The organism is Paraglaciecola mesophila KMM 241 (genome assembly GCF_000315015.1).
GTDB lineage: Bacteria > Pseudomonadota > Gammaproteobacteria > Enterobacterales > Alteromonadaceae > Paraglaciecola > Paraglaciecola mesophila.
In genome coordinates this window covers 65,708-91,762 of the sequence record NZ_BAEP01000024.1, presented here as the reverse complement: position 1 = coordinate 91,762, position 26,055 = coordinate 65,708, and the positions used below count along the sequence as shown (strand labels likewise).

General features: G+C 45.6%; 19 protein-coding genes and 1 pseudogene. 12 read left to right on the top strand and 8 right to left on the bottom strand.

Annotated elements, in window-relative coordinates; translation table 11 throughout:
- A partial coding sequence (locus tag GMES_RS06335; protein ID WP_039986777.1) for a site-specific integrase occupies positions 1-1,037 on the bottom strand: 1,037 nt, incomplete at its 3' end.
- 87 nt (positions 1,038-1,124) lie between these two features.
- Between GMES_RS06335 and GMES_RS06330 the strand changes: the two are divergent.
- Positions 1,125-1,373: pseudogene (locus GMES_RS06330) on the top strand (PhoH family protein); the annotation flags it as partial.
- Between the two features lie 60 nt (positions 1,374-1,433).
- Here GMES_RS06330 and GMES_RS06325 read toward each other — a convergent pair.
- The 5 genes from GMES_RS06325 to GMES_RS06305 all read right to left on the bottom strand — a co-directional run bounded on the left by GMES_RS06325 (position 1,434) and on the right by GMES_RS06305 (position 4,560).
- On the bottom strand, positions 1,434-2,102 hold the full coding sequence (locus tag GMES_RS06325) for a hypothetical protein (protein ID WP_006991782.1): 669 nt from the start codon (positions 2,100-2,102) through the stop codon (positions 1,434-1,436).
- Positions 2,103-2,238: 136 nt separating this feature from the next.
- Positions 2,239-3,168, bottom strand: coding sequence for a hypothetical protein (locus GMES_RS06320; RefSeq protein ID WP_006991781.1), 930 nt, complete (start codon positions 3,166-3,168; stop codon positions 2,239-2,241).
- An 82-nt stretch (positions 3,169-3,250) separates the two neighbouring features.
- Positions 3,251-3,607, bottom strand: a complete 357-nt coding sequence (locus tag GMES_RS06315; protein ID WP_006991780.1) for a hypothetical protein — start codon at positions 3,605-3,607, stop codon at positions 3,251-3,253.
- 26 nt (positions 3,608-3,633) lie between these two features.
- Positions 3,634-3,828, bottom strand: coding sequence for a zinc ribbon domain-containing protein (locus GMES_RS06310; RefSeq protein WP_007985042.1), 195 nt, complete (start codon positions 3,826-3,828; stop codon positions 3,634-3,636).
- A 69-nt stretch (positions 3,829-3,897) separates the two neighbouring features.
- On the bottom strand, positions 3,898-4,560 hold the full coding sequence (locus GMES_RS06305) for a glutathione S-transferase family protein (protein WP_006991778.1): 663 nt from the start codon (positions 4,558-4,560) through the stop codon (positions 3,898-3,900).
- 184 nt (positions 4,561-4,744) lie between these two features.
- Between GMES_RS06305 and GMES_RS06300 the strand changes: the two genes are divergently transcribed.
- Positions 4,745-5,779 (top strand): LacI family DNA-binding transcriptional regulator, encoded by a 1,035-nt coding sequence (locus GMES_RS06300; protein WP_083879586.1) that lies wholly within the window; start codon positions 4,745-4,747, stop codon positions 5,777-5,779.
- Between the two features lie 114 nt (positions 5,780-5,893).
- On the opposite strand, the gene GMES_RS06295 is transcribed toward GMES_RS06300, so the two are convergent.
- On the bottom strand, positions 5,894-7,831 hold the full coding sequence (locus GMES_RS06295) for an alpha-amylase family protein (protein WP_006991776.1): 1,938 nt from the start codon (positions 7,829-7,831) through the stop codon (positions 5,894-5,896).
- Positions 7,832-8,142: 311 nt separating this feature from the next.
- Here GMES_RS06295 and GMES_RS06290 point away from each other — a divergent pair, with 311 nt between their 5' ends.
- The 3 genes from GMES_RS06290 (at position 8,143) to GMES_RS06280 (ending at position 12,528) form a co-directional block, all read left to right on the top strand.
- Positions 8,143-10,569 carry a TonB-dependent receptor domain-containing protein gene (locus GMES_RS06290; protein WP_006991775.1) on the top strand — a complete coding sequence of 809 codons (2,427 nt, stop codon included), beginning with the start codon at positions 8,143-8,145 and terminating at the stop codon, positions 10,567-10,569.
- 82 nt (positions 10,570-10,651) lie between these two features.
- Complete coding sequence (locus GMES_RS06285; RefSeq protein ID WP_006991774.1) at positions 10,652-11,938, top strand: MFS transporter; 1,287 nt, start codon at positions 10,652-10,654, stop codon at positions 11,936-11,938.
- A 143-nt stretch (positions 11,939-12,081) separates the two neighbouring features.
- Entirely contained in the window at positions 12,082-12,528 is a 447-nt protein-coding gene (locus GMES_RS06280; RefSeq protein WP_006991773.1) for a DUF3010 family protein, read from the top strand.
- An 84-nt stretch (positions 12,529-12,612) separates the two neighbouring features.
- Here GMES_RS06280 and GMES_RS06275 read toward each other — a convergent pair whose 3' ends face one another.
- On the bottom strand, positions 12,613-13,839 hold the full coding sequence (locus tag GMES_RS06275; protein WP_006991772.1) for an Nramp family divalent metal transporter: 1,227 nt from the start codon (positions 13,837-13,839) through the stop codon (positions 12,613-12,615).
- A gap of 213 nt (positions 13,840-14,052) precedes the next feature.
- Here GMES_RS06275 and GMES_RS06270 point away from each other — a divergent pair, with 213 nt between their 5' ends.
- The 7 genes from GMES_RS06270 (at position 14,053) to GMES_RS06240 (ending at position 26,045) form a co-directional block, all read left to right on the top strand.
- Complete coding sequence (locus tag GMES_RS06270) at positions 14,053-17,934, top strand: hydantoinase B/oxoprolinase family protein (RefSeq protein WP_006991771.1); 3,882 nt, start codon at positions 14,053-14,055, stop codon at positions 17,932-17,934.
- Positions 17,935-17,936: 2 nt separating this feature from the next.
- Positions 17,937-18,533, top strand: coding sequence for a winged helix DNA-binding protein (locus GMES_RS06265; protein WP_006991770.1), 597 nt, complete (start codon positions 17,937-17,939; stop codon positions 18,531-18,533).
- 256 nt (positions 18,534-18,789) lie between these two features.
- A complete protein-coding gene (locus tag GMES_RS06260) occupies positions 18,790-19,572 on the top strand; it encodes an enoyl-CoA hydratase/isomerase family protein (protein WP_006991768.1) in 783 nt (260 codons plus the stop codon).
- A 78-nt stretch (positions 19,573-19,650) separates the two neighbouring features.
- Positions 19,651-21,294, top strand: a complete 1,644-nt coding sequence (locus GMES_RS06255) for an AMP-binding protein (protein WP_006991767.1) — start codon at positions 19,651-19,653, stop codon at positions 21,292-21,294.
- 74 nt (positions 21,295-21,368) lie between these two features.
- Entirely contained in the window at positions 21,369-22,319 is a 951-nt protein-coding gene (locus GMES_RS06250) for an alpha/beta hydrolase (protein WP_006991766.1), read from the top strand.
- 191 nt (positions 22,320-22,510) lie between these two features.
- Positions 22,511-23,665 (top strand): FAD-dependent oxidoreductase, encoded by a 1,155-nt coding sequence (locus GMES_RS06245; RefSeq protein WP_006991765.1) that lies wholly within the window; start codon positions 22,511-22,513, stop codon positions 23,663-23,665.
- A gap of 361 nt (positions 23,666-24,026) precedes the next feature.
- Entirely contained in the window at positions 24,027-26,045 is a 2,019-nt protein-coding gene (locus tag GMES_RS06240; RefSeq protein WP_006991764.1) for a tyrosine-type recombinase/integrase, read from the top strand.
- Positions 26,046-26,055 lie beyond the last annotated feature (10 nt).

Genomic DNA, 26,055 nt, shown 5'->3' with positions numbered 1-26,055 from the left:
ATGTGAAGATATAAAAGCTTCATCAATACTCTGGCTATTGTCAGTCTTACAGGTTTATGCCCCTTGCGAACAATGTTTAATTTCGGGATGCGTTTTTTGTTTTCTATTTTGTCTGGATCAAAAATATCACTCTGGTCAATTGCAGAGACCTCAAAGGAACGTAATCCACCCAACAGCGCACACTGTAAGTAGATTTTGTATGAATTCCTTTGTGCAGTAATTGTCTTTAATAGCTGTTTAAGTTCTTGCGGTGAGTATGGTTGAAGCTCTTTGTCAGGTGAATCTTCTTTTTGTTTTATTGTTTTAGGAATGCTCAGGTTACTGACCCATTCCCATAAACCACCTGAACGTGTTGTGCTAGTTGGTAATTGAAACAACGAGCTTTCACTAGGCTTAGCTTTGGACTTTATACGTACTTGCTTATATTCAAGTGAAAAAGGAAGGCTATCTATAGCGCCTCGCTTATGACTCCAAATATAAAATGTTTTTACAGCTCTTATTCGCTCTTGAGCCGTGTTGTAACTTAGCCGTTTGGTTTTATCATTAGTGGCTACTCGATCACATAAGTATTTGTGGTAGCGCCAAACAGGCAATTGTGAAATATCATCGTCTACGGATTGTCTAGATAACGGAGCCGCTATGACTTCAAAGTAAGAAGCTCCATCTTTGACTAACCAGTCTAAAAAGGCTTTTAAATGCTTAGCTATACTATGAACAGTTTTTACGTCTAACTGTTTTCCCGGTTGACTTGCATAGTAAGCATCACTGAAAGCTTCGCTCTCTTTTATGTTCTTCCTAAGACTGAAATGACCTTCGAATCGGTGCATTAAGAACAGGTTCATTTCTTGGCATTCGGTAATACGATCTGGGTGATAAAGTAGAGAGAAATTAGGCTCTACTTTATCATTACGGAATGAATGAGTTCTGATGCCCTCTTCAGTTTTAATAGGTTGCCCAGATTGATCTTGGTGAAAAGACATTCCTTTCCCCAAATTGACCGCTGTTTTTATTATTTTAGATTTTGTTCGTACTACCATATTAATTCACCTCTAAGAATATCTTATTTGTAAAAACTTTTTTAATCAAGTTTCTTTAGGGTATGATAGTATGGTATCACTTCGGGGGTGATTTTAGATGAATCGCAAAACTTAACGGCCTCACAACTTAAAACCATAATTACCCGTTGTGGAGAAGGTACTAAGTTAATTTGTAGCGGTAACTTAGCGCAAATAGACAGCAACTATTTAAGTGCGGTCACCTCTGGTTTGACCTACATAGTTGAGAAGTTTAAAAACTTCTCAGGTAGCGCCACGATTAACTTAGATGGTGTGGTACGTAGTCGCTTAGCAGAGTTCGCAGAAGAGCAGCTTTAGAAAATCTCAGTTACTGAACAAGCAAAACCGCCAGTCAATCGGCGGTTTTTTTATTCGCAACTAGCTCATTAGCGGTTTAGCGATCCCTACATAAGCTTCAAATATCAGCACAAACCATATTAACACTACCCAAGGTTTTACTTTTTTAAGGCTGCGGACCATTTGTAGGTTGTCTGCGTCATCGTGTGAGTCTTGCAACATTTTGGCGTAAGTGATTGAGAACTCTTTTAGATTGATACGGATCATTAGCCCGCAAAAAATTAAGAACGCGAACCCCAGTAACTTAATGATTATCCAAGGATTGTCAGCTAACCGTCCAGTGTTATAGGCATATATGCTTGAGGCGATTAGCCCAGCAATGACCGCCCAGCGGAACAAGTAATCCACTTTGGTCAACAATGGGATGTAGCTGGCGTTGTGCTTGTAGTGCAGCACCAGCACCATAGTGAGCCAAATGGGTCCAAGCAAAATAATTCCTATTAACTGCCAAAGTGAGTGCTCAATGCCTAAGTAATGGGCAAGTATGCCCCCCACTGTGAGCATCAAACTCATACATATTTTTGGGACTAAATCGCAACCAAGCATGATTTTAGCGGCGGTTAAGCGGGTTTCTCTGCTGAGTTTGCTGTCTACTACAAATTGACTCGAGTAAAAAACCCCGACGTCACCGCCCAGCCAGTAGCAAAAAAGTAAAATATGGATCAAAAGAGCGATATCGTATGGCGTCATAAAGGCTTACTCATATTATTAATATAGTGATGCAGATTAGATATAACCCAAAGGTGCAGCTAAACACATGGCAATTATCAAATGTTAGATTATTCATTTAAACAACAGGATTTGTCGTATTAGCGCCAGCATAATCCTAAGGAATGACTTCATAACTATACATACCGGTATCGAGAAAGCGCTGGCTACTCAGTGCAGTTTCATTTAACGGAAATAGCGCTGGGCCCGTTGGCTCCATTAATAAATATGCTTCACCGTTTATTTGCATGCTTCTTTCATCCTTTTTAGCGGGTACGCCTATGCCTAATAACGCATGGTTGGGTAAATACAGCATAACTAACTCGATGTCCGGGAACAGCGCACGAATAACACTCGCCATCAGCACAGATTTACTGTCGCAGTCGCCACGGTTATTGCTTAATAACGTTAACGGGGGCGAGAACCCGGCGCCATTGGAAGAAACGCGGCTTTCTAAATCATCATAGGGAATACTCTGTAACCAACCTAACAGTAAATTCAAAAACGCCCGCATGTCTCCGCGTTCAGAGGCTTCACCATACATAGCTTCGGCAAATGGCTTTAGTACTTTCTGGTTTTCCTTGATGTAACGCAAATGGTCGGGTTTGATGCCTTCTTGACTAAGGTAATCACTAAACCGTGCATAGTAGTGATCCTTTAAATATTGCTCGAATGCATCATCTTTAGCTTGCAGCAATTGTTTTTGATACTTTTTTGCCGATTCTTCAGAGCGACTTTTCACACTGATCTGCAGCGTTTTCCCTATGCGTTTTATCTCAATACGTGCTTCTTTGGCGTCGATTTTGTTGCGCTCTTTTAGCATGGCAATTTGCTGATAGCGGGTAACTTGCTCAGGTACAAAGCGTTTGTGATGCGCTGTGTTGACGTCGTCTAAAGGTAAAGTGAACGAAAACCGATGTTTCTCTTGGTCCTTATCGCGCCATTTATAGCTTAATTGGATATCGCTCTGGAGGATGTTTTTGCTAAAGCTTATTTGCTCGCTGTGGGCAAAGTGAATAGGGCTGACAGATAAAACAGTTGTCCACATGAAAAAGGCCAACCGGCGTTTTACATGCCTAATCACAAAGCGGTTCGCTAAACCGCTTTTACGTGAGGGCGTAGTAAACTTCCTAGCTAAGTAGTTTTTTATGCAAGAAGCCATTACGCTCTACTGCGTCAACTAAAGGAATAAAACCCGCTGGAGTTGAAAGGTTGATATACCCTGTTTGACGCTCAAGTAAAATGTCATTGAATTGTGTGGGACGGCTAACAGCAGGTGTGCAGGCAACATCCGCGGCGTCACCATTGGCGAAATGGCTAGGCCCACCGGATGCAGCAAACGCGATGTCTAACTCGCTATGCTCAACACGAGTAGCAAATCTATACTGGCTCAGGTTTTTAATGACAAGCTGCATGAGGTCGCGCTCATTGTCGATGGTGTGTAATTTACGTCGTAAAGAGTCTGACGCATGGAAAATATCAATCAAAGTAGAACTCCGTATCAAAAAACAGGCTATTCGCTGTCGGTTCGGGCGTGAATAATGAAGTCGTTATCACTGTCTTGGGTAATGAGGATTTCTATAGGGCTACAACATACCTGACAATCTACGATTTGCTGTTGATTAACATCGTTGTCTTGATCAATTTCTATATCATTGATTTCCATGCAGTATGGACAGCTGAATTCGGCATTTGATGTAAGGCTCATCGTAGTACTCCTATATAAGCCTTATATGGTAAAGGAAGATTGGGTAATCTTCCTACCGTTTATCACGCTTTATTTTTGAAAACTTGTTACATATTCCACAAACGCTTTATTTGCGGCTTTGCGGTCCGCCGCAATTTTCTGCACTTCAGGTAATTCGTTCAGTATCGCCATCAGGTTTTTGGCGCCCTGTGAGCCATCAAACAAATCAATGTTGAACAGTTTGTAAGCGACACCAGAGGCTAAGTCAACGCTGTATAAGAACATGATATCCGCAGCGCTAAATTGATCTCCTGCCACATAAGGCGAGAAAGAAGCTAATCTGTTTAAACCTGTCATGCCTCTGAAAAGGGCGCGTTTCACTTCTTTACGTGTTTCATCGCTAACTTTGCCACCAAAGAAAGCTTCAGGGTGACAGCGACGGGCAGGTAACTCTAAATACAGCTCCATAAACTTGACCAACTCTTTCACTCTGGCTTGAGCAAAGGGGTCTACTGGGTAGAGTGGTTTATCAGGATACTTAGCGTCGAGATATTCCAAAATGATATTGGTTTCAACAATGATTCCGTCTTCTGTTTCAAGAGCGGGGACTTTGCCCATCGGGCTTTTAGCTAGAAATTCGGGTTCTTGATTGGGGTATACGGTAACCACTTCGTAATCTAACCCTTTATGGGCTAGGGCTAATTTGATCATATTGAAGTAGTTACTGACGTCGAATCCATATAATTTAAGCATCTTGGTTCTCACTGTGGTGGTTTACCCTTAATCATCAGATAACCTGAGACGCTTCTCAACATGCAACTAGTGATAGTTAACTATCACTGGCGTTTACCTTGGCCGGGCACGGGTTTACGCTAGCGATTTCATTGCCACTTGTGCTAACTTATGGCGCAATTAAGGACCATCGAAAGTCACAGTTATCAATAAAAAACTCAATTTAAAACAAGTATCTCAACAGCTCGGGGTGTCTACGGCGACGGTTTCTAATGCGTTTAATCGCCCTAATCAATTATCAGCCAAGTTACGTGAGCGGATTTTAAGAGAATCAGCTGAGCTGGGGTATCACGGACCGAATTTTGCCGCCCGCTCGTTACGTAAAGGGGCGTCAGATGTTGTTGCAGTGGTACTCGCGGATTCCATTAGCTACAGCCTTTCGGATCCTGTTGCCAGTCAATTTCTGCAAGGCGTGGCTGAGGTATTGGGTGAAAATAAAAAACAACTGTTATTGCTTTCAAGTGCATCAGACGAACTAGAGCAAAGCAGTGCTGAGTCACTGCCTGATGGTTTTATTTTCTACGGCGCCCCTAGCGGCAATATTTTTGAGCGAGTCAGTCGCACAGGTAAGCCAATTATTGCCGTGGACTTTGAAACCCACGATATCGAATCTGTTAATATTAACAATGAAGAGGGGGCTTTTAGCGTTGCGAATCACGCATTAGCTAACAAGCCGAAGCATGCGGCTGTGTTAGGCTTGCGTTTGGTCGACTCGCAACGTATCTGCCGACTCACAGCACAAGATATGAGTGTTGAGTCAAAAGAAATATCTCGTAGTCGATTAAAAGGATATTTGCGTGCGTTTGAAGAGCAGCAATTGGCTATCTCACCCAGTCACGTTTGGCATATACCGCTTAATGCCCCAGAAATGGCAGAAATAGCGGCCAAAGAGGCTTTGACTCTCAACCCTTTGCCTGAGGTGATTTTATGCATGAGTGATGTGATTGCGCTCAGTGTACTGAGAGTGGCGAACAAGCTGAATATTGCTATTCCACAGCAGGTAAAAGTGACAGGGTTTGACGATATCCCAGAGGCGCAGCGCAGCTCACCAGGGTTAACGACTGTGTGTCAGCAAAGCTCAGAGAAAGGCCGAGTGGCTACCCGGCTACTGCTGAAAAATGAGTCTAAAGACAGTGTGATACTCGATACTCGACTGGTGATTAGAGCCAGTTGTGGCTAGTTAGCTAGAATGTGTCTCAACACTCACAGCTATTAGCTCGCAACTCACAGCTCACAGCTCAACCGGCAGCCTTAAACCCGCTAACTTAAATTCGCGCCCTAAACTCGCAACCCCCTACACGGGTTGCGAATTGAGTAACCACATCACCTGATAGGGTGCGAGCTCAAGTTCTTGAGGAGCGGGAGAAACCCGTACAGGGGACAGCAAATCTTGCCACACATCGCCATTGCCCAAACCTAGCGTAACACTTGATACCTTTTGTTTATGTTCACTAAAATTACAAATGGCCAACAAAGCCGTGCCATCTTTTGCCGTGCGCTGATAAGCAAATAATGCGTTTTGGTGGGAGTTGATAATCCGGGTGCTTGCTTGACCAAAAACGTTGTATTGCTTGCGCAGACCGATAAGGGTTTGTAAACCAGTTGCCACACGATTTTGTGGTGTATCTTTTTTCTTACTGGCTTGTATGTCGGCATCTCTTACTGGGATCCTTTGCACCCAACGTTCATCGTGTTTTTTACTGTCGTCTTGTTCGTAGCTGTAATCATTAAGCAGGGCCAATTCATCACCAGAATAAATCAACGGAATACCACCGATACTTAAAATGATGCTGTGAACCATTAAAATTCGCGCCACGGCGTGCTCGATCAATGTTGCATTATTTTGCTCAATACCTTGCTCTAAGCCTGCTAACGAAGCCAAAGAGCCGCAGACACGGCAATCTCCGTTACTTGGGTTTTCACCGAATGCAACGCCAGTGGCAAACGAGCCCTCGAAGCGACCTGTATAGAATTGGTTAAGAAAACGACGATGATCATAACCATTCACCCCTTGTTGTCCTGCTACTGCATCATCGAAGGTCCAACCGATATCATCGTGGCAGCGTACATAATTTACCCAAGCGCAATCAGGCGATATCTCAAAGCTTTTCTGCATGGACTCAGTCAATAAATGAGTATCTCTGGTGGCCAGAGTATTCCAAATTAGTGCCATCAACAGTGGATTGTAAGACAGTTGACACTCTTGTTTGTCAATGTATTTTAACACTTCATCAGGGTGCACAATGGCTTCAGATTTAAACACCACAGCAGGCGCAGCAATCTGCAAGCAACTGTTAAATGCTTGAATCAAACTGTGAGCTTTAGCTTGGTTTTCGCAATTTGTGCCCATTTCTTTCCATATAAATGCCAGAGCGTCTAAGCGCAGCGCTTCGCATCCCAGATTCGCTAAATAGAGCATCTCATCTGTGATGGCATTGAACACAGCTGGATTGGTGTAATTTAGATCCCACTGGAAATTATTAAAGGTGGTCCAAACCCATTTATTGCTATCGCTATCCCAGCTGAAGTTACCACGACGCACTTGAGGAAAGATTTCTCTGAGATGCTTTTCGTATTCGTCAGGCACGTGTTTGTCATCAAACATGTAGTAAAACTCTTGATACTTTTGATCACCGGCTTTGGCAGCCAGCGCCCAAGGGTGTTCATCTGATGTATGGTTGAACACAAAATCAAGTACCAAGCTAATGCCTGCTTCAGCGAGTGCTTTTGATAATTCTTCCAGATCTTTATTGGTACCGAGCGTGTCATTTACTTTGCGATAATCAGAGACCGCATAGCCACCGTCACTGTCTCCTTTAGGCGAATCATAAAGCGGCATCAGGTGTAAATAGGTTATGCCGGTTTCGACTAAGTAAGGAATGCGCTGCTGTAAGCCCTTTAAATCACCGGCGAATAAATCCACGTAGCACGCCATGCCCAACATGTTTTCATCTTGATACCAATGAGGGGCAGCCAACCTAGCATTGTCTTTTTGCTTAAGAACGTTTGAGCGTTTAGTGAAGCCGTTTGCCAATGTTTGAACCAGCTGCTGTAGGTAGTAAAAAAAATCATACCGCTGACCATAGATATCTACCAATAAAGCGAAAAGCCGAGGAAATTGTTCATTTAAACGGTCAATGAACACTGCCTGTTCACGTTTGGACATTCCGCTTAAATCTAAGCCTGTTAAAATGCGCTCTAATGAGCGCTTGTATTCACGTTCTATATCCATTTCTCACCTATAAACTTATACGTTTAAGATTTAATGTAAAACTCAATTAATGATCATATTAGCCCATTAATTTGATAAATAATCAACAAATGTTTTACAAATGTTAATTTCTTTGTTAGCTTTGTTATAGTTATCTTAAACGATTAAGTTGATTTTTTAAATGCTTCTACGGATCGTTTTTGACGTTACACATTATTTTTTCAAACTCATGTGCAGTGCTCGGCCTTGTCCTACACTAAACATGGGACACTAGCCAACCCTAGGTTGACGCTAAACAGGTACTTACGCAGGTATTAAACGGAGAAACACACATGAGCACACCCTTTAACCGTAGCGCCATATCTATGGCAATCGCTTTAACATTTAGTACACCCCTTATTGCACAACAAGAACAGGGTGAAAGCCCGCAAGCCACGAATGAAGCACAAGATGCCCTAGGATTTGAACAAATTGTCGTTACCGGCTCTGTGCGCGGTGGCACCAAAATGGATTCAAGTGTTTCGGTTAGCTCTATAAGCCCAGAGGATTTCGCCGTTGCTGCGCCTCGCTCAACAGCTGAAGTGTTTCGCTCTATACCGGGTATCCGTTCTGAGTCTACCGGCGGTGAAGGTAACGCAAATATCGCGGTGCGTGGCTTACCCGTAGCATCAGGTGGCGCTAAGTTTTTAGTGTTACAAGAAGATGGTTTACCGGTTATGCAATTTGGTGATGTTGCCTTTGGTAATGCAGATATTTTCTTGCGTGCCGATTCAACCATTGCCACGATTGATGCTATTCGTGGTGGTTCATCTTCAACCTTGGCTAGTAATTCGCCCGGCGGCATTATCAACTTTATAAGTAAAACAGGTGATAGCGAAGGTGGCAGCATCTCAACCACTATCGGTTTGGATTACGACACGACTCGTACTGATTTTGAATACGGTGGTGATATCAGTGACACCATGCGTTTTCACATTGGGGGCTTTTTCCGTGAAGGTGAGGGCCCAAGAGAGGCGGGATATAACGCCAATTCAGGTGGGCAAATCAAGGCAAACCTCACAAAAGAATTCGAAACTGGGTTTATCCGTGTTTACTTTAAGCACCTAGATGACAAGAGTATCGGTTATTTACCTATGCCTATGTACGCCAATGGTGACTCAATTCCAGGTTTTGACGCCCAAAGTGACACGCCACACAGTGTTTACTTGCAAGATACCGTGCGTTTGAACGGTGACAATCAGATCACCCGAGGCAGTATTGCAAATGGTATGAATCCGTCGGTAACCAGTATTGGTTTTGAGGCTAATTTTGATGTCAGCGAAGATTGGACCTTAGTCAATAAATTCCGTTTTTCTGATGTTTCCGGCAGTTTTAATAGCCCGTTTCCAGCTGAGGTGGCAGACCCTACCTCTATTGCTCAAAGCATTGGTGGTGCGGGTGCATCACTTGAGTATGCAAATGGTCCAAGTGCTGGGCAAGCATTTACTGACGCGACCGGCAACGGTCTTGTTATGCGCACGCACACTTTCGATGTAGAAATGAACGACTTTGGTTCTTACGTGAATGACCTGCAATTATCACGTAGCTTCGGCGATATCTCTGTTACTGCTGGGTATTATAAGTCTCGCCAAAACATCGATATGAGCTGGTTGTGGAACTCGTACTTGATGGAAGTAAAAGGGGATAATGCGGCGCTGCTAAACGTGGTTGGTGCAGATGGAACCCAATACTCTGAGAACGGCTTGTACGCATACGGCACTCCTTTTTGGGGAAATTGCTGCCAACGTAATTATGATATTCAATACGATATCAGTGCTCCTTACCTAGCCTTAGCGGGTGAATATGGTGATTTTACATGGGAAGCCAGTGTACGTAGAGACAGTGGAGACGCCTTTGGCTCATACGCAGGCGCAGTCACCAGTACACTTGATGTCAACCGTGACGGGCAAATCTCTCAGCCTGAAATGAATGTAGTAGGGATTGATTTAGCTAACGCCAGTGTGGTGGATTATGACTGGGATTACACCTCATACTCTATTGGTGGTAACTATCGAGTTAACGATGATTTAGCAACGTTTGCCCGAATCAGTCGCGGCGGTCGAGCGAATGCCGATCGTTTGGCTTTCGGTAAAATTAATCAAGATGGCAGTGTGGCTACCGCTGACGCCGTGGACATGGTAAATCAAGTAGAAGCCGGGGTTAAATATCGTCAATCAGGTTTAGGTGTATTTGTGACAGGTTTCTACGCCGAAACAGAAGAGCAAAACTTTGAAGCGACCAGCCAAAAATTCTTCGATAGAGTATATGAGGCATATGGTATTGAAACGGAAGTTGCCTACACGCGTGATAACTTAACGATAAAAGGTGGCTTCACTTGGACGGACGCTGAAATTGTTGAAGACAATGTCACCCCTGATGTAGTTGGCAATACGCCTCGTCGCCAAGCTGATTTTATCTATCAGCTAACCGCACAATACCAAATGGACATGGCCGCCGTGGGTGTGAACTTTATTGGTACCACAGATGCTTACGCACAAGATAGCAATGAGTTGAAGTTTGACGGCTATACCCAAGTCAATGCATTTGCTGATTACTACATCACTGACGCCTTAAGTGTGGCAATAAACGTTAATAATCTGTTTGATACTGTGGGTATTACCGAGGCTGAGGAAGGCGCTGTGGCTAGTGATCAAAGCATCATTCGCGCACGTTCAATTAATGGCAGAACGACGTCTATGACGTTGAAATATCAGTTCTAAACCTGAGGCTCGCTAGCCAGTAAATCGCTGGCTAGCGAATGACTATTGACCAAGACATTATTGCTAAAACGAGGCGCACTAGATGCAAACTGATATTGGAGCCGCCACTGCGATGCACGAGAAAAATGTGCACTTAATACGCTGGCTGACGTATTTGATGTTTATGATGTTTGCGATGACATCTGACTCGGTGGGTGAAATCATAAAAGAGGTCAAACGTGAGTTTGATGTGAGTAATACACAAGCCAGTCTAATGCATTCGCTTTTCATGATTGGTATCGCTTTCTCAGGGCTATTTTTAGGGTTTTTAGCTGATAAATTTGGCCGCAAGAAAACTATTATCCTTGGGTTGGCACTATTTGCCCTGTCTTGTTATTTATTCTTGGTCGGTTCTAGCTTCGAATTCATTCTAGGTTTGATCACGCTTTCCGGTTTAGCGGTGGGGGTGTTTAAAACAGCCGCCCTAGCGCTGATTGGTGACATATCGCGTTCTACTAAAGAGCATACAGGCACCATGAACGGAGCCGAAGCATTTTTTGGCGTAGGTGCGATTATCGGGCCGTTGATTGTTGCTTGGATGGTACGTGAAGGCGTTGACTGGAAGTTACTCTATGTGCTCGCGGGCGGGTTATGTACCTTACTCATATTGATGGCTTGGAAAGCAGACTATCCGGTTCAGGCGCCGCCAACACACGGCCACAAACCGGTGAGTTTTATCAGTAGCTTAAGATTGCTGAAAAACCCTTATGCTATGGGGTTCTCAATCGGGGCTTTTTTATATGTTGCTGCAGAAAGCGCCATCTACGTATGGATGCCTAGTTACCTAGTCTGTGATGCCATGAGCGTGTCAGAGTCTTTCGCTTGTTACACTGATGGGCCGCAAAAAATGCTGGCGATGTACGCGGTTTCTGTATTCTTCTCACTGCGAGCCCTTGGCCGGTTTGTCGGGATTTGGATGATGCAACGCTACAATTGGGCCTTAGTGTTAATGTTGTTTAGTCTTGCTATTACCTTGTGTTTTATCGCAGGTTTAGCAGGAGGAAAGAGCGTTGCTTTGTATGCGTTTCCACTTACTGGCGTATTTATGTCAGTCATTTACCCGACCTTTAACTCAAAAGGAATTTGCTGCTTTGCTAAAAGTGAGCATGGCACTGTGGCTGGGGTGATTTTATTCTTCACCGCCGCAGGGGCAGCAGCAGGGCCATTTATTATGGGCTTAGTCAGTGATGCCTTCGGCGGAGATGCAAAATACGGATTTATGGTAGCAACTGGGTTTAGTGTGGTGTTGTTTTTAGGCCTGTTATATAACTTTGTTTTTAACCCCACCGAGAAACGTTTACGTGAAATCGAAGCAGTAGAATACAGCTAGGGATCATATCGCCTTATGCCATTATTTTGCGCTGGTGGTGAAAGCGAAGCCGTTATTCTTGGCTGAGATTTCAGGCTAATTATGTCAAGATCCTGAGTGAGCAATGCGTTATACTGCGCCGGTCTTAACAAGTTGGGTGATATATGAAAGTTTGTGGTGTTGAATTAAATAGTAATGATGTAAATGTGTGTTTGTTGTCTTTGGCAGACGAGGTGTTTCAACTACCTGATTTTCGCAGCCGCCGTCTCACATTAACCAACATCAATAGCAGCAGTGATTTGCGCTATTTTCAGCAAACCTTCGCTAAGTTAATGGCTGACTACCAAGTGGATAAAGTGGTTATTCGCCAGCGGCCGATGAAAGGCAAATTTGCTGGAGGCGCGGTGGGCTTTAAACTTGAAGCCGCAATTGAGCTTATTGAAGATTTAGACGTGGTGATCATGTCACCAACAGATATAAAAGAATCATTACGCCGTAACCCAGTGCATATTCCCTATGCTGAAACAGGGCTGAAAGTGTTTCAAGAAACCGCGTTTAATACCGCGTTCGCTTATTTGATGAAAGACAAATACGCGCCGAAAGATGAATAACGCACAGGTACAGTGACAATTCAGATTTGAAAAAAGGCGCTTAGCGCCTTTTTTTGTACCTGCTTAAGTAGGTTTGAATAACCGCTACATGACTGATAATGATTTAAGTACCAAGCGCACACCCAACCCTAATGACACTAAAAACACGATTGCGCCTAAGCCATTGGCAATCCAGCCGTTGGTGTGTCTACCTAGCAAGGCTTTGTTGTTCATGGTGTAAAGTAAGAAAGCGGCTATGATCGGCAGCAATAGCCCGTTAGCAAACTGAGCCCCAATAATGATATTAATTGGCTTAGCGCCACTTAGAGCGAACATCACTCCCACTATCAGCACACTTAAGCTGATGCCACGAAAGATTTTCTCTTTGATTTTGGCGTTTGGGTTAATGATTTCGGTGATGGCATAAGCTGTGGCAAGGGGCGCGGTTAAAGAGCTGCTGAGGCCCGCAGCTAATAATCCGGCACCCAACAGATACTTAGAAAAGCTGCCAAACAATGGCTCTAATTGAATCGCCATATCCGCAGCGCTATCGGCCCCTAAACCGCGAGAAAATAAACTCGCAGCAGCAGTAGAGACAATAAACATGGCCACTAAGCCACCTAAACCGATAGATATCACTGAATCAGCACGGGCGGCAGGCAAATCAGCTTCGCCCTGCCAGCGAGCCTTTGCCGCAGAGGCGTGTAGAAATAAGTTGTAAGGCACAACTGTGGTGCCAATTAATGCCACCACAGTGATCAAGCTTTCATCTGGTAATGTGGGGGTAAACATGCCCTGCATGAAAGCACCTAAATCAGGACGGCTAACAATAAACGTGCTGATAAATGCCACGCCCATAAAAAGTACCAGCACCATGAGTAAGCGCTCTACTTGTTTATAACTGCCTCGCCAAAGTACTAACCCAGCGACAAGCGCGATGAGAACTATGGTCCATGTAAATATAGTGTCGTTTGGCTCATTCAGTATCGCACTGACACCCAGTGCCGCCCCTGATAAATTGCCTGCTTCGTAGGCCGCATTACCTCCGTAAAGCGCCATGGCAATCAAGGCAAACAAAGGCCATTTCCACATTGAATGTTGCAAGCTATCTCGTAAAGCTTCCCCCAATCCTTTTTGCGCTATGGTGCCTAAACGGCCTGACATCTCTTGGAATATGATGGTCGCTACCGTGGCAAACAATAAGGCCCAAAGAAGGGTGTAGCCAAAGTTTGCGCCAGCTAATGTGCACACAGTTACCGTGCCTGGGCCAATAAAAGCAGCGGCGACTAAGGCGCCGGGCCCGATATTCTTGAAATAATTTAATGATGGCATATCAGGTGTTCCCTATGTGCTCGCTTGAGCGAATCTAATTATATTAAGCCATATTCACGGTAAACGAGCATACCAGTTAGCTTTGTTGTTGCGTCAACTTAGCAACATAAAAAAAGCATATCAACATTATATTTATAAAATGTTGATAAATTATCATTGTGTGGTTAGATTGGCGTAAAGTACATTTTTACTTCGTTACGCAAAGGATAAAACATGACGCGCACCGCCAGTGAGCAAACAACGCCTAACCTCCAATCCTCGTCTGATACAAACCGCTCAGATGCCAAGCGCTGGGATTTTTGGATTGACAGGGGCGGTACGTTCACTGACATCGTTGTGAAAACGCCCGGAGGCGAGTTTCTCACAAGAAAGCTGCTGTCTGAAAACCCAACGGCCTACGAAGACGCTGCTTTGCAAGGCATTCGTGATTTTTTAAACGTTGAAGCCACAGCGCCTATCCCCAGCCATTTAATTGGCAGCGTGAAAATGGGCACCACCGTGGCTACCAATGCGTTGCTCGAGCGTAAGGGCGAACCCACAGTACTTGTTATTACGCAAGGATTGCGTGATGTGCTTGAAATAGGCTACCAAGTGCGACCAAAAACCTTCGCGCTAAATATTGAAAAACCTGAAGTGTTGTATCAAGACGTTATCGAAGTGTCAGAGCGTTTTGATGATCAGGGTAACGAACTAGTAGTACTAAACGAGGTGGCTGTGCGCCAAGACCTTCAGCAGCGCTACGTGGCAGGGTTTCGCTCAGTCGCTATAGTATTAATGCATGCCTATAAATTTCCCGAGCATGAGTTGCGAATTGCGCAAATTGCCAAAGAGATTGGTTTTAGCCAAATCAGCACCAGTCACGATGTAAGCCCAATGGTACGTATTGTGCCAAGAGGCGATACGACTGTGGTCGATGCCTATTTATCGCCTATATTACGTCGTTATGTGCAGCGTGTTGGAGTAGCAATTGGCGCTGATACTGGCGCAGACATAGGTTCAGAAACAAGTGAATACACAAGTGCAGGTTCAGAAACAAGTACTGGTACAGATGAAAGTACAGCTATTGTTGACGCAAAATCGGCGAGCAGAGATAGCAAGCGCCTACAGTTTATGCGCTCATCCGGCGGCTTAACCGCAGCCAGTAAATTTCAGGGCCGTGATGCGATTTTATCTGGCCCAGCTGGTGGCATTATTGGTGCTGTGCGCACCAGTGAATTAGCAGGTTTTAATAAAATAATCGGCTTTGATATGGGCGGCACCTCTACGGATGTCTCGCATTATGCGGGGGATTTTGAACGCGCCTTTGAAACCCAAGTAGCCGGTGTGCGTATGAGTGTGCCCATGATGAGTGTGCATACGGTAGCCGCTGGTGGTGGTTCGATACTGCATGTTGACCAGCAACGTTTTCGCGTAGGGCCCGAATCAGCGGGCGCATTTCCTGGCCCCATGTCTTATCGAAATGGCGGGCCCTTAACCGTGACGGATGCCAATGTGTGTTTGGGTAAAGTTGACCCGCGATTCTTCCCTAAGTTATTTGGCCCCCAGCACAATCAAGCTATTGATGATGCAGCGGTTAAAGCGGCCTTTGCAAAGATTGCAGAGCAACAAAGCACACAAAGCAGCCCAGAACAGGTGGCTGAAGGCTTTTTGACCATAGCTATTGAACATATGGCGCAGGCGATCAAAAAGATTTCAATTGAGCGCGGGTACGACGTGCAGCAATACGCCTTAACCTGTTTTGGCGGCGCAGGCGGCCAGCATGCGTGTTTAGTGGCTGACCGTTTAGGTATGCAAACTATTTTTATTCACCCTTTTGCGAGTATTTTGTCGGCATATGGTATGGGGCTGGCGGATATTCGCAGTCAACGCACGGAAACCTTTCAGCAAGTGATGGATGCTCGCGGGCTTGAAGCGCTTAATGATGCCTTCGCTCGATTAAAAGTGCACACCAGTACAGAGCTGACAGAACAAGGTATCACTGCTGCTGAGCAAACCCACAGTGCAACAGTATTTTTGCGCTACCAAGGTACGGATACAACACTGCCCGTGAGCCAAGGTGCTATTGATAAGATGCAAGCAGATTTCGAAGCGCAGCACACGGCCCAATACGGTTTTATTTCACCCGACAAAGACATTATTGTTGAATCCATTTCTATGGAGTCGGCCGGTGGCGGGCAAAACATTGATGAGCCCATTTATCCACTTGCTGAATCAGCCTTGCCTGGTGTGAAGCACACTACGCAAATATTTTCAGGAGGGGCGTGGCACAACACACCTATCTACCGGTTGAAGCAGTTGCTACCCGGTCATCAAGTGCAAGGCCCGGCGATTATTATTGAGGACAATGGAACCGTAATTGTTGAGCCCCATTGGGCAGCGAACATGACCAAACACAAACATTTGGTGTTAAAAAAGCACGCTGCGGCTCAGCAAAAAAGTGAAGCTCATAACAAACAAACGGTTAGTCATCACAAAAGCGACCCAGTGCTGGTAGAAATCTTCAACAACCAGTTTATGTCGATAGCAGAGCAAATGGGCATAGTGCTGCGCAATACCTCATCTTCGGTCAACATCAAAGAGCGATTGGACTTTTCCTGCGCCGTGTTTGATGTGCATGGCCAGCTAATTGCCAATGCGCCGCATATTCCGGTGCACTTAGGCTCCATGGATGCCACGGTGAAAGTACTTATTCAGAGCGGCCTGAGTATTGATGTGGGGGATGTATTTATTCATAACGATCCGTTTAATGGCGGCTCCCACTTACCAGATGTGACGGTGATTACTCCTATTTTTGATAAACAAAATGACAAGGTGATCTTCTTTGTCGCCAGCCGTGCACATCACGCTGACATAGGCGGTATCGCGCCTGGCTCCATGTCACCAAAGGCCAAAACTATTATTGAAGAAGGTGTGGTGATCCCGTGCATGAAGTTGGTCTCAAAGGGGCGCTTTCTGCATGACGAGCTGCAAGCGCTAATGCAAGGCGCGACGTACCCAGTACGTAATTTTGATCAGAATGTGGCCGACTTACAGGCCCAAATAGGCGCTAATCGCCGAGGTTATCAAGAGCTACTTAAGTTAGTCGATGAATACACCTTGCCGGTAGTGAGCACCTACACCCAACATATTATGGATAATGCTGAAGAAAGTGTAAGGCGTACCATAGACACCCTACAAGGCGGCGAGTACCGCTACGAAATGGATGGCGGCTTACACATCTGTGTAAAAGTAGCAGTAGATCACGCAAATCGCAGTGCAAGCATCGATTTTACTGGTACGAGTGCTCAGCAACCGAATAACTTCAATGCGCCTGGGGCGATTACTCAAGCCGTTGTGCTTTACGTATTTCGCTGCCTGGTCGACAGTGATATCCCGTTAAACGCAGGCTGCATGCGCCCGCTCAGCATTATTGTGCCAGAGGGTTCAATGCTTAACCCCGTTTACCCCGCGGCGGTGGTTGCCGGTAACGTTGAAGTCAGCCAAGCGGCAACTAACGCATTGTTTGGTGCGTTAGGCACGCTCGGCATGAGCCAAGGCACCATGAATAACCTGACGTTTGGTAATGCACAGTATCAATATTATGAAACCATTTGCTCTGGCGCCCCTGCTGGGCCAGGTTTTGATGGGGCAGCTGCAGTGCATACCCACATGACGAACTCACGCTTGACGGATCCAGAAATTCTAGAGTCTCGTTACCCCGTCTTGTTGGACAAGTTTATCGTACGCAGAGGTTCGGGTGGCAAAGGCCAATGGGATGCAGGTGACGGAATCGAAAGACGCATTCGCTTTTTAGCTGATATGCAGTGCGCTATATTATCTGGCCATCGGGAAGTGCCACTGGCCGGTGTTAATGGCGGCGGCTCAGGGGAACTGGGGCATAACTGGATTGAGCGTAAAGGCCAGACATGGCTCGATTTAACCGGTAACGGTGAAACCCAAGTACAAGTAAATGATGTGGTGGTTATTCAAACGCCTACTGGCGGCGGGTTCGGTAGCGTTATTGATAAAGTGACTGATAAAAAAACGGCAGACCAAAAGACGGCAGACAAAAAGAGAGCTGACAAAAAGACAGATACCGCTGAGCGAGGAGAGTAATCGTGAGCGAAAAGGACAAAACGACTAAGGCCACAGCTGAAGCGACTGGTCGCGAACGAACTGATATGGAGCACTCAGATACCCAAGGCATGGATAACCGAAGAAAAATCGTCTCGTCTGAACATTTGGCCAGTGATGGAAATTGGCCATTATCTGAAGTCGAATATGGCATGACTGTGGTGTACAACGCCTTTTCACAGTGGATGGTGCGCTGCGCTAATGCAGCAGGTATTGGTGAATTGGCGGTGCTAGATATTTTAATACTGCACAATATCAATCATAGAGGGCGTGAAAAGCGCCTGAACGACATAGCCTTTATGCTGAATATTATTGATACCCACACAGTGAATTACGCGCTTAAAAAACTGCTGAAACTAGAGTTAGTCACAGGTACAAAGCGTGGTAAGGAGGTTTTTTATGCTACGTCCAACAGGGGGAAGTTGGCTTGTGAGGAGTATGGCCGCGTGCGGGAGCAATGTTTACTCGATGGGCTACAAATGCTCGATATCGACCAACAAGAATTGGCTAAGCTGGCCTCAACGCTTCGTTCAATGTCAGGCTTATATGATCAGGCGTCGCGCGCAGCGGCGTCTTTGTAACAACATGTATTTTTTGCGCCGCTAATTAAAGTAATTGCGGCGTTAATAGCCGAAAAAACGGCAATAATTAGCATATTAACACTTCTATAACATCTGAATATGGTCCCCCATAGTTAGATTCAATTTACCTTTCTACTTACTTGATGGCATGGTTTATTTCTTTCGCGTCATTTTTATACGCTCGCTCTTTCGCGGTAGCGCTATTAAGGCGCAGCCCAGAAGCTAAACGAGCCATTTCGAGTAGAGAGCAAACATTGTGTCCCAAGCATTGTCAGTCACCACTTCTATCCACGGCAGCGTTGCCGTTATTTGCTTTAATCGTCCTGATAAGCTCAATGCCTTTGACGAGAGCCAGCGTCAGGCTTTTCGTAAAGCCGCGAGCAAGGTCAATGCCGACGACAGCATACGTGCTGTGGTGCTTATGGGGGACGGCCGAGCTTTCAGTGCAGGCGCAGATTTAAGTGAAGCTATGCCCGATGACGTAGATGTAGAGCAGGGCTTGATACAAGAATACAAACCCGCTTTGATGGCAATAACGCAAGCACCAAAACCCTGGATTAGCGCCGTTAACGGCGCAGCCGCTGGCATTGGTAGCGCGTTCGCTATGGCATGTGATTTAACGGTGATGGCCGAGGATGCCTATATTTATCAGGCTTTTAGTGCCATTGGTTTGATTCCTGATGGCGGCGCTACTTGGCACCTTGCGCAAACAGTGGGGCGTAAACGCGCTTACGAGCTGATCGCGTTGGGCGCAAAATTAAACGCAATGGAGTGTTTGCATCTGGGATTGTGTAATCGCGTGGTAGCAAACGCTGCACTACTCGATGAAACTATGGCACTGGCTAACGAACTCACTACTAAAGCGCCACTAGCATTGCGTTACGCCAAAGAGGCGTTAAATGTTGCTACGCAAAGCAGCTTGAGTGATACGTTTGACCATGAAGCCAAATTACAAAAAATATGTGCCAATAGTGAAGATGCCAAAGAAGGTAGCCGCGCGTTTTTAGCCAAACGTAAAGCGCAATTCACTGGTCGGTAGTCGTACTAACATAAGGACATAGCGGCATATTTTGGGTAATGCGCCGTAGGTCCTAATTTATTGATATAGGAGTAGATAATGGACAATACAACGGTACTGCATAGCTTATTTGCAGGTAACGAAGCGCATCCAAATAAGCCCATGTTTCATCAACCCATTGAGCGTCAATGGCGCACGTTTAGCTGGGCTGAAGTCACGGATCAAGCCAAGCGTATTGCGCAAGGGTTACGCGCCCAAGGGTTCGAAAAAGGCGATCGCATCGTTATTATGTCGAAAAACTGCGCCGAGTGGATCATCGCCGATTTCGCCATTACCATGGCGGGCATGGTCAGTGTGCCTATTTACGCCACTGCTGGGGTGAATATTATCGAGCACGTGATTAATCACAGTGGCGCAAAAGCGATATTCGTGGGTAAATTGGATAATCTTGATGCAGCAAAAGCAGCCATTCCTAGCACCTTATTAAGCATCTCATTTCCTTACCCCACGGTGGAATGTCATGAAAAGTGGGACGACTGGCTCAAAGCCTTCGACCCTATCGACGAGCCACACTTGCCAACCAGTGAAGATATGGCAACGATTTCTTATACATCAGGCACCACCTCTTTGCCTAAAGGCGTAGTACTTTCTCATAAGAACTTTTCTTCTGCGGCAGATAATGTCATTAAACTTTTTGAAATAAGAGATGGCGATCGCTCAATCAGTTATTTACCGTTAGCCCATATTACCGAGCGCAGTTTAGTGGCGGTATTTGTGCGCCGTAAAGTTGAGGTCTATTTTACTGAGAATTTGCAAACGTTCGTGGCGGATATTCAACACGCTAGCCCGACGGGATTCTCGTCTGTACCGCGCTTATGGTCGGTATTTCAGGCTCAGGTCATCAGCCAAGTGGGTGCTGAAAAGCTGGATAAAATGCTCAAATTACCGATTATCGGTAAGTTGGTTGCCAGTAAAATTCGCAAAAAACTCGGCTTACACAAGGCCCGTACCTTTGGCTCGGGCGCCGCGCCTATGTCAGAGTCTGTTTTGGCCTGGTATCACCGCTTAGGTATTCCAATCAACGAAGGGTGGGGCATGACAGAAACCACCGGCCTTGCCAGTGGTAATATGCCCTTCAGTCACCAAGATTTAGGTACAATCGGCAAACCTATGCCCAACATCGATATGAAGCTTTCTCCTGATAGCGAAATTCTTATTCGTGGTGATTTGGTCTTTTCAGAATATTATAACGACCCAGAAGCGACAGCTGAAAACTTCGTTGATGGTTGGTTTAGAACAGGTGATGTGGCGACTATTACCGACAATGGCGCTTATAAGATAACCGGGCGTATCAAAGAGCAGTTTAAGACCGCAAAGGGCAAGTATGTGATGCCAGTGCCGATTGAAAGCTTGCTGTTTGCTAACTTAAATGTGGAGCAAGCCTGCGTACTGGGCTCTGGGCAAAAGCAACCAGTGGCCATGGTGGTGCTTAATCAGTCGTGCAAGCGTAAATCAAGCGAAGTGATTAAATCCCTGCAAGACACTTTAAAGCACGTTAACAGTCAGCTGGAAAGTCATCAAAAACTCGATTTTATTATGGTATGTAGCCACGGCTGGACGGTAGAAAATGATTTACTCACCGCCACCACTAAGGTTAAGCGCAGTGATGTAGAGCGTCATTATAGTTGGTTGTTTGATGAAGACCGTGGTGAGGGCATACTATGGGAAGAAGACCTGCACTAGGCCAACAAAATATCGCCGCCTTAATGGTCACCTAACGCTTAGGTGTCGCAATGTAAGGCTTTTCTGGAGAGACTATGCAAACCTTTAGCGTGACGGGCAGTGATGGCCTGAAACTGAGTTGTTATCAGTGGCTGCCAACCGGCGGAGAGGCAGCCAGTAGTGAGCCTGCAAATAACGTACGTGCAGTGGTGCATATTGCTCATGGTATGAGTGAGCATGCCCTGCGATACGAGCGGTTCGCTTTGGCGCTTAATGACGCAGGTTTTGCTGTGGTAGCGAACGATCACCGAGGGCATGGTCAGTCAGTTTTAGCGGATCGCGAATTGGGGCATATGGCGGATGAAGACGGCTGGCATAAAGCGGTAAATGATTTAGCAGTGGTTAATCAACATATTCAACAGCGCCTACCCAATACACCCATTATCTTACTCGGTCATTCCATGGGCTCGTTTATGACCCAAGATTATATGGCGCGTTATGGTGATACTATTTCGGCCGCGGCCCTATTAGCAACCAATGGGCCGGTTGGCGCATTGCTCAGGGTGGGCCAGATGTTAGCGCGGTTTGAGCGGCGCAGGTTAAGCCCTACAGGGCATAGCCCCGTCATTTTGAGCATGGTATTTGGTGCATACAATAAAGCGTTTAAACCCAATCGTACTGAGTTTGACTGGCTATCTAGAGATGAAGCTGAAGTCGACAAATATGTCGCTGACCCTCTGTGTGGTTTTGAATGCTCTACCCAAACCTGGCACGACATGTTTACCGCATTAGGCACGATAGCGTCTGAGCACGCCCTCAAAAAAATAGATAAGACCCTGCCGATTTATGTGTTTTCAGGCACTGATGATCCCGTAGGTGAAAAAGGCAAAGGCGTTCAACGATTACTAAACGCCTATCAAAAACAGGGGTTAACTCAGGTCACACATCAATTCTACCAAGACGGACGTCACGAATTGTTAAGCGAAATCAATCGCGATCAAGTCACTGCCGACTTTATTCAATGGGCAAAAAGCGTCTTCAACTAACGAATCAATGCTTCTATCGCTTTTTAACCCTTAATTCTTGCGTCTTAGCTTTATCACTATCAACTTTTCAATCGTCTTCGGTTTTTGGCAGGCACTTTGCTTAGGGTGGCCTGAGCCAGTATTTCTTGTAATCCCATGCATCAGTTTGCAGTGGGCGCTGGTGCAAAAAAACAAAAAATTGAGAGGAATACATGTTGCATCGAGAACTAAAGCGTAGACATTTTTTACAAGGTCTGGGGGCTGGAGCGGTTGCGGCATCGCTAAGTGGTTGTACGCAAACACCAGTAAACAAAGGCTTTGAGCGACCATTTTCTCGAAACCCCATGGTGGCACCAAGAATATCTGCCAATAATATCATCACTGAAATTGTCGGCCATAGACCTTACAGGGCCGAAGGCTTTGTGGTCAGAAGCGAACCTTTCGGTGATAAAATCCTAGTGCACAATTATGGACATGGTGGCGGTGGCGTTACCCTATCTTGGGGCTCTTCTGCATTAGCGGTTAGTGAAGTCAAAAATGCTGAAATGAGCAATGCTAAAGGTAAAAAAGCAGCGATTGTTGGGGGCGGCGTTATGGGCCTCACCACAGCCAGATTATTGCAAGAAGCAGGCTGGAGCGTGACCATTTATACCCGTGAAATGGCGCGGCACACCACATCGCAAGTCGCCGGTGGCGAATGGGGTCCGTTTAGCGTGCATGACCCTTTAGTGTCTTCAGCCGCTTTTAAATTACAGCTGCAACTAGCAGCGCAAATATCCCATGAAACCTTTGCCCGTATGGTGGGTGACGACTACGCGATAAAATGGATAGAGCTATACACTGCAAGCAACACTCCTCCGAAGGCGGATAGCCCATTTAGTCAGTTTTACCCTTATCGAGACACATACGGCCCTGGTGATCATCCCTTTCCGACAAATTACTGTACTGTGTCGGCTACCATGCTGGTGGAGACTGCCACCTTTCTACGCCGCTTGATCCAAGACGTTAGGGCTGCAGGTGGTGAATTTGTGATCCGCGACTTCAAAGACCAAGACGAAATACATGCGTTACAAGAGCCCGTCGTGTTCAATTGCACTGGTTTAGGTTCACGTGCCTTGTTCGGTGATGAAGGTATTACCCCTGCAAAAGGCCAGTTGATATTGCTCCCACCAGATCCAGCGGTAGATTTTCTTACTGTGGGCGGCGGCAGTGGTAAAGGCCCGCTGTATATGTTCTCGCGAAATGACTACATGATCTTAGGCGGTACCTTTAAACCAGGAGATTGGTCGAAGCAACTTGAGCCACAAGAAACAGAGCGTATTTTAACTGAGAGCCAAGCGTTTTTTGCCGGGTTACCCAAGTCTTAACGCACTCAATGAAGTCTTAACGTACTCTCAATATAGCGGCAAAAGCACTCAACAAGTCAGCGCGCCAAGTTAGTCTTTTTACTGCGCGCTGACGGTAGTTTGCTCACAATGCACGATTCACTACCCTAAGCCCACAATCCATAGCACTCAACCTAGAGCCCGATCCCTTATCAGTCACGATCATATCGATTAAAATCCAAGCGAATTAATTTTTTAGTAGTGGCTGAGTATTGCGTCATGTTTTAATCAACGGTAAACCTAATTAGACTAAATATGATAGGCAATAAATTGATACGTTTTATCCTAAGCTTCGCTAGTTCTTTTATTTCCTCTTCGTATCAGTGCTAAATGGAATCGTGCAATGCCCTTTAACAAAGTTGATTATATTCCCAATATGCCAAACGGTGGTTACGACCCTATCGCTGCGCAAGAGCAACAAAAGATACAAACCAAGCGATGGCAAGTACTCGTAGGTACGTTTCTTTTTGTGATGATCTTGGCCAATCTCTTTATTTGGACCAGAGCGCCTGAGTATCAAAGTCAGGCGATTATGCACTTTGCTTACACCTCGCAAAATGCCGAAGAGCTTGATTATATAGCCCAGCAGCAACTTAGCCTTAACCAGAAACGTTTAACCAGCAATAGCACGTTACAGGCGCTATCAACTAAGCTGCGAGAAGACCATTTAATTGATCTTAATGTTCAGCAGTTACGAGATATGCTTAGCGCAACGGCCAGTGAAACAGGCAAGATTATCACCTTACAAACCACGGGGCCGGCTCCTGGCTTGCTTGAGGATGTATTGCAACAGTGGTTGTCATTGTATATCTCGTTGTTGGAGCGGGAGAAGCTTAGTAACGGCTCTGACGAAGAACTGCAGTACCAACAACAACTGGCGCTATTAGAGCAAAAAATCACTGAACAGAAGCACGTAGTAGAGGCGTTTTCTGAGGCCAATAATATTATCTCTTTAGAGCGTAATGAAAATATTATTCCTAATAAAATCAAGGGATTGAGTAATTCTTTAGACGAGGCCGAAGCGCAAAAAGCGCAAGCGCTAGCAGAACTAGACAGTCTTAATGCATCATTAGCAAGTGGTCAGCAAGTTGAGCGTCCCACGGATCGCCCAAGTATCGATGCGAACCGAGCTGTACTGCAAGCTCTAGAGGGTGAGTTGTCAGCGCTGTCAGAGCGATATACACAGCAATACCTGCAACGTGATCCTGAAGTGGTGGCCAAACAGCAAAAGGCGAAGGCCTTGAAAGAAGAGCTAGCAAACCAAATAGCCGACAGCCAGCTTTTATATTTGCAGGATTCTCAGCGGAATTTAGCCGCTTCTGTGGGCAAAGTGAACAGTTTGCAAGCGCAATTAGCAGACTTCCAAGATCAAGCGCAGCAATTTAATCAAAAATTGGCCGAGTATCGACGGTTAGATGATGCCCTCAAAGACTTACAATTACAGGCGAAAACGCTAAATAATCAGCTGGTTGAACAAGAAGTATCGAAACCGTTCGATGCCAAAATAAGCATACTCGAACCGCCCTTTACTCCAGAGTTTCCTGTGGGCCCTAACTACTGGCAAGACACCTTAATCAGCATCATTGCTGCCATTGTATGTGCTGTAGCGGCATTATTATTATTCAGCTTTATTGTGCGTAAAAGTTCATCCAATTTAGGCAGCACCAATTTTGTGGTTTTACCCGGTGAGCAGCGCGGCCAGCCTTATTCAAAATTGCCGGGGGCGCACCAGGCGCAGTTAGAAGCCAAAGCACAAGCGTTGCGTCTCGGTGAGCAGCAGAGTCATCAACCGCAAGAGAGTCTTCAACCCCAAAAGAGTCCTCAACCCGAGCAAGAAAACATCCGTTTACTCACCACTGATGAGTGTCAAGCCTTGTATCGGGTTGCAAATAAGCAAGCTAAGCTCGTAATCGGCTTTTTGTTAAGCGGTGTAAATATCACTGAACTGCGCCAAATTACCAAAGCTGATTGTTTGCTAGGCGAAGCGAAGCTGAATATAACGGGTGCATATGCGCGGCAAATACCGCTGGCTGGCCAATTAATCATTGTCCTTGAACAGCTTTGCGAAATGCTGAAGGACGATGATTTATTATGGTTAAACCCGCTTAGTGTTGAAGATTTTAATCAACTCATGATCAACGCTGCCCATGATGCTGAGTTACCTTATCCAGATCAGCCTTCTGGTGAGGTGTTAAGGCATACCTACTTAACGTACTTGGTCAGCCAAGGGGTTCGATTAAACGATTTAGAGCAAGTTGCTGGCTACCTTAAACCAGTCGAATTAGGGAAATACCGGGCCGTTAATCGCCATGGCAAGTCAGTCGATATCGAGCAGGCAAATACCATATTCCCCTACTTTTGAAGATGCTATT

What these genes read in the sequence shown, in the direction of transcription:
- GMES_RS06320 (WP_006991781.1), bottom strand. Translation starts at nt 3,168, where the DNA reads ATGTGGACAACTGTTTTATCTGTCAGCCCTATTCACTTTGCCCACAGC.
- GMES_RS06275 (WP_006991772.1), bottom strand. Translation starts at nt 13,839, where the DNA reads ATGCCATCATTAAATTATTTCAAGAATATCGGGCCCGGCGCCTTAGTC.
- GMES_RS06280 (WP_006991773.1), top strand. Translation starts at nt 12,082, where the DNA reads ATGAAAGTTTGTGGTGTTGAATTAAATAGTAATGATGTAAATGTGTGT.
- GMES_RS06270 (WP_006991771.1), top strand. Translation starts at nt 14,053, where the DNA reads ATGACGCGCACCGCCAGTGAGCAAACAACGCCTAACCTCCAATCCTCG.
- GMES_RS06295 (WP_006991776.1), bottom strand. Translation starts at nt 7,831, where the DNA reads ATGGATATAGAACGTGAATACAAGCGCTCATTAGAGCGCATTTTAACA.
- GMES_RS06305 (WP_006991778.1), bottom strand. Translation starts at nt 4,560, where the DNA reads ATGCTTAAATTATATGGATTCGACGTCAGTAACTACTTCAATATGATC.
- GMES_RS06240 (WP_006991764.1), top strand. Translation starts at nt 24,027, where the DNA reads ATGCCCTTTAACAAAGTTGATTATATTCCCAATATGCCAAACGGTGGT.
- GMES_RS06310 (WP_007985042.1), bottom strand. Translation starts at nt 3,828, where the DNA reads ATGAGCCTTACATCAAATGCCGAATTCAGCTGTCCATACTGCATGGAA.
- GMES_RS06250 (WP_006991766.1), top strand. Translation starts at nt 21,369, where the DNA reads ATGCAAACCTTTAGCGTGACGGGCAGTGATGGCCTGAAACTGAGTTGT.
- GMES_RS06255 (WP_006991767.1), top strand. Translation starts at nt 19,651, where the DNA reads ATGGACAATACAACGGTACTGCATAGCTTATTTGCAGGTAACGAAGCG.
- GMES_RS06285 (WP_006991774.1), top strand. Translation starts at nt 10,652, where the DNA reads ATGCAAACTGATATTGGAGCCGCCACTGCGATGCACGAGAAAAATGTG.
- GMES_RS06290 (WP_006991775.1), top strand. Translation starts at nt 8,143, where the DNA reads ATGAGCACACCCTTTAACCGTAGCGCCATATCTATGGCAATCGCTTTA.
- GMES_RS06245 (WP_006991765.1), top strand. Translation starts at nt 22,511, where the DNA reads ATGTTGCATCGAGAACTAAAGCGTAGACATTTTTTACAAGGTCTGGGG.
- GMES_RS06325 (WP_006991782.1), bottom strand. Translation starts at nt 2,102, where the DNA reads ATGACGCCATACGATATCGCTCTTTTGATCCATATTTTACTTTTTTGC.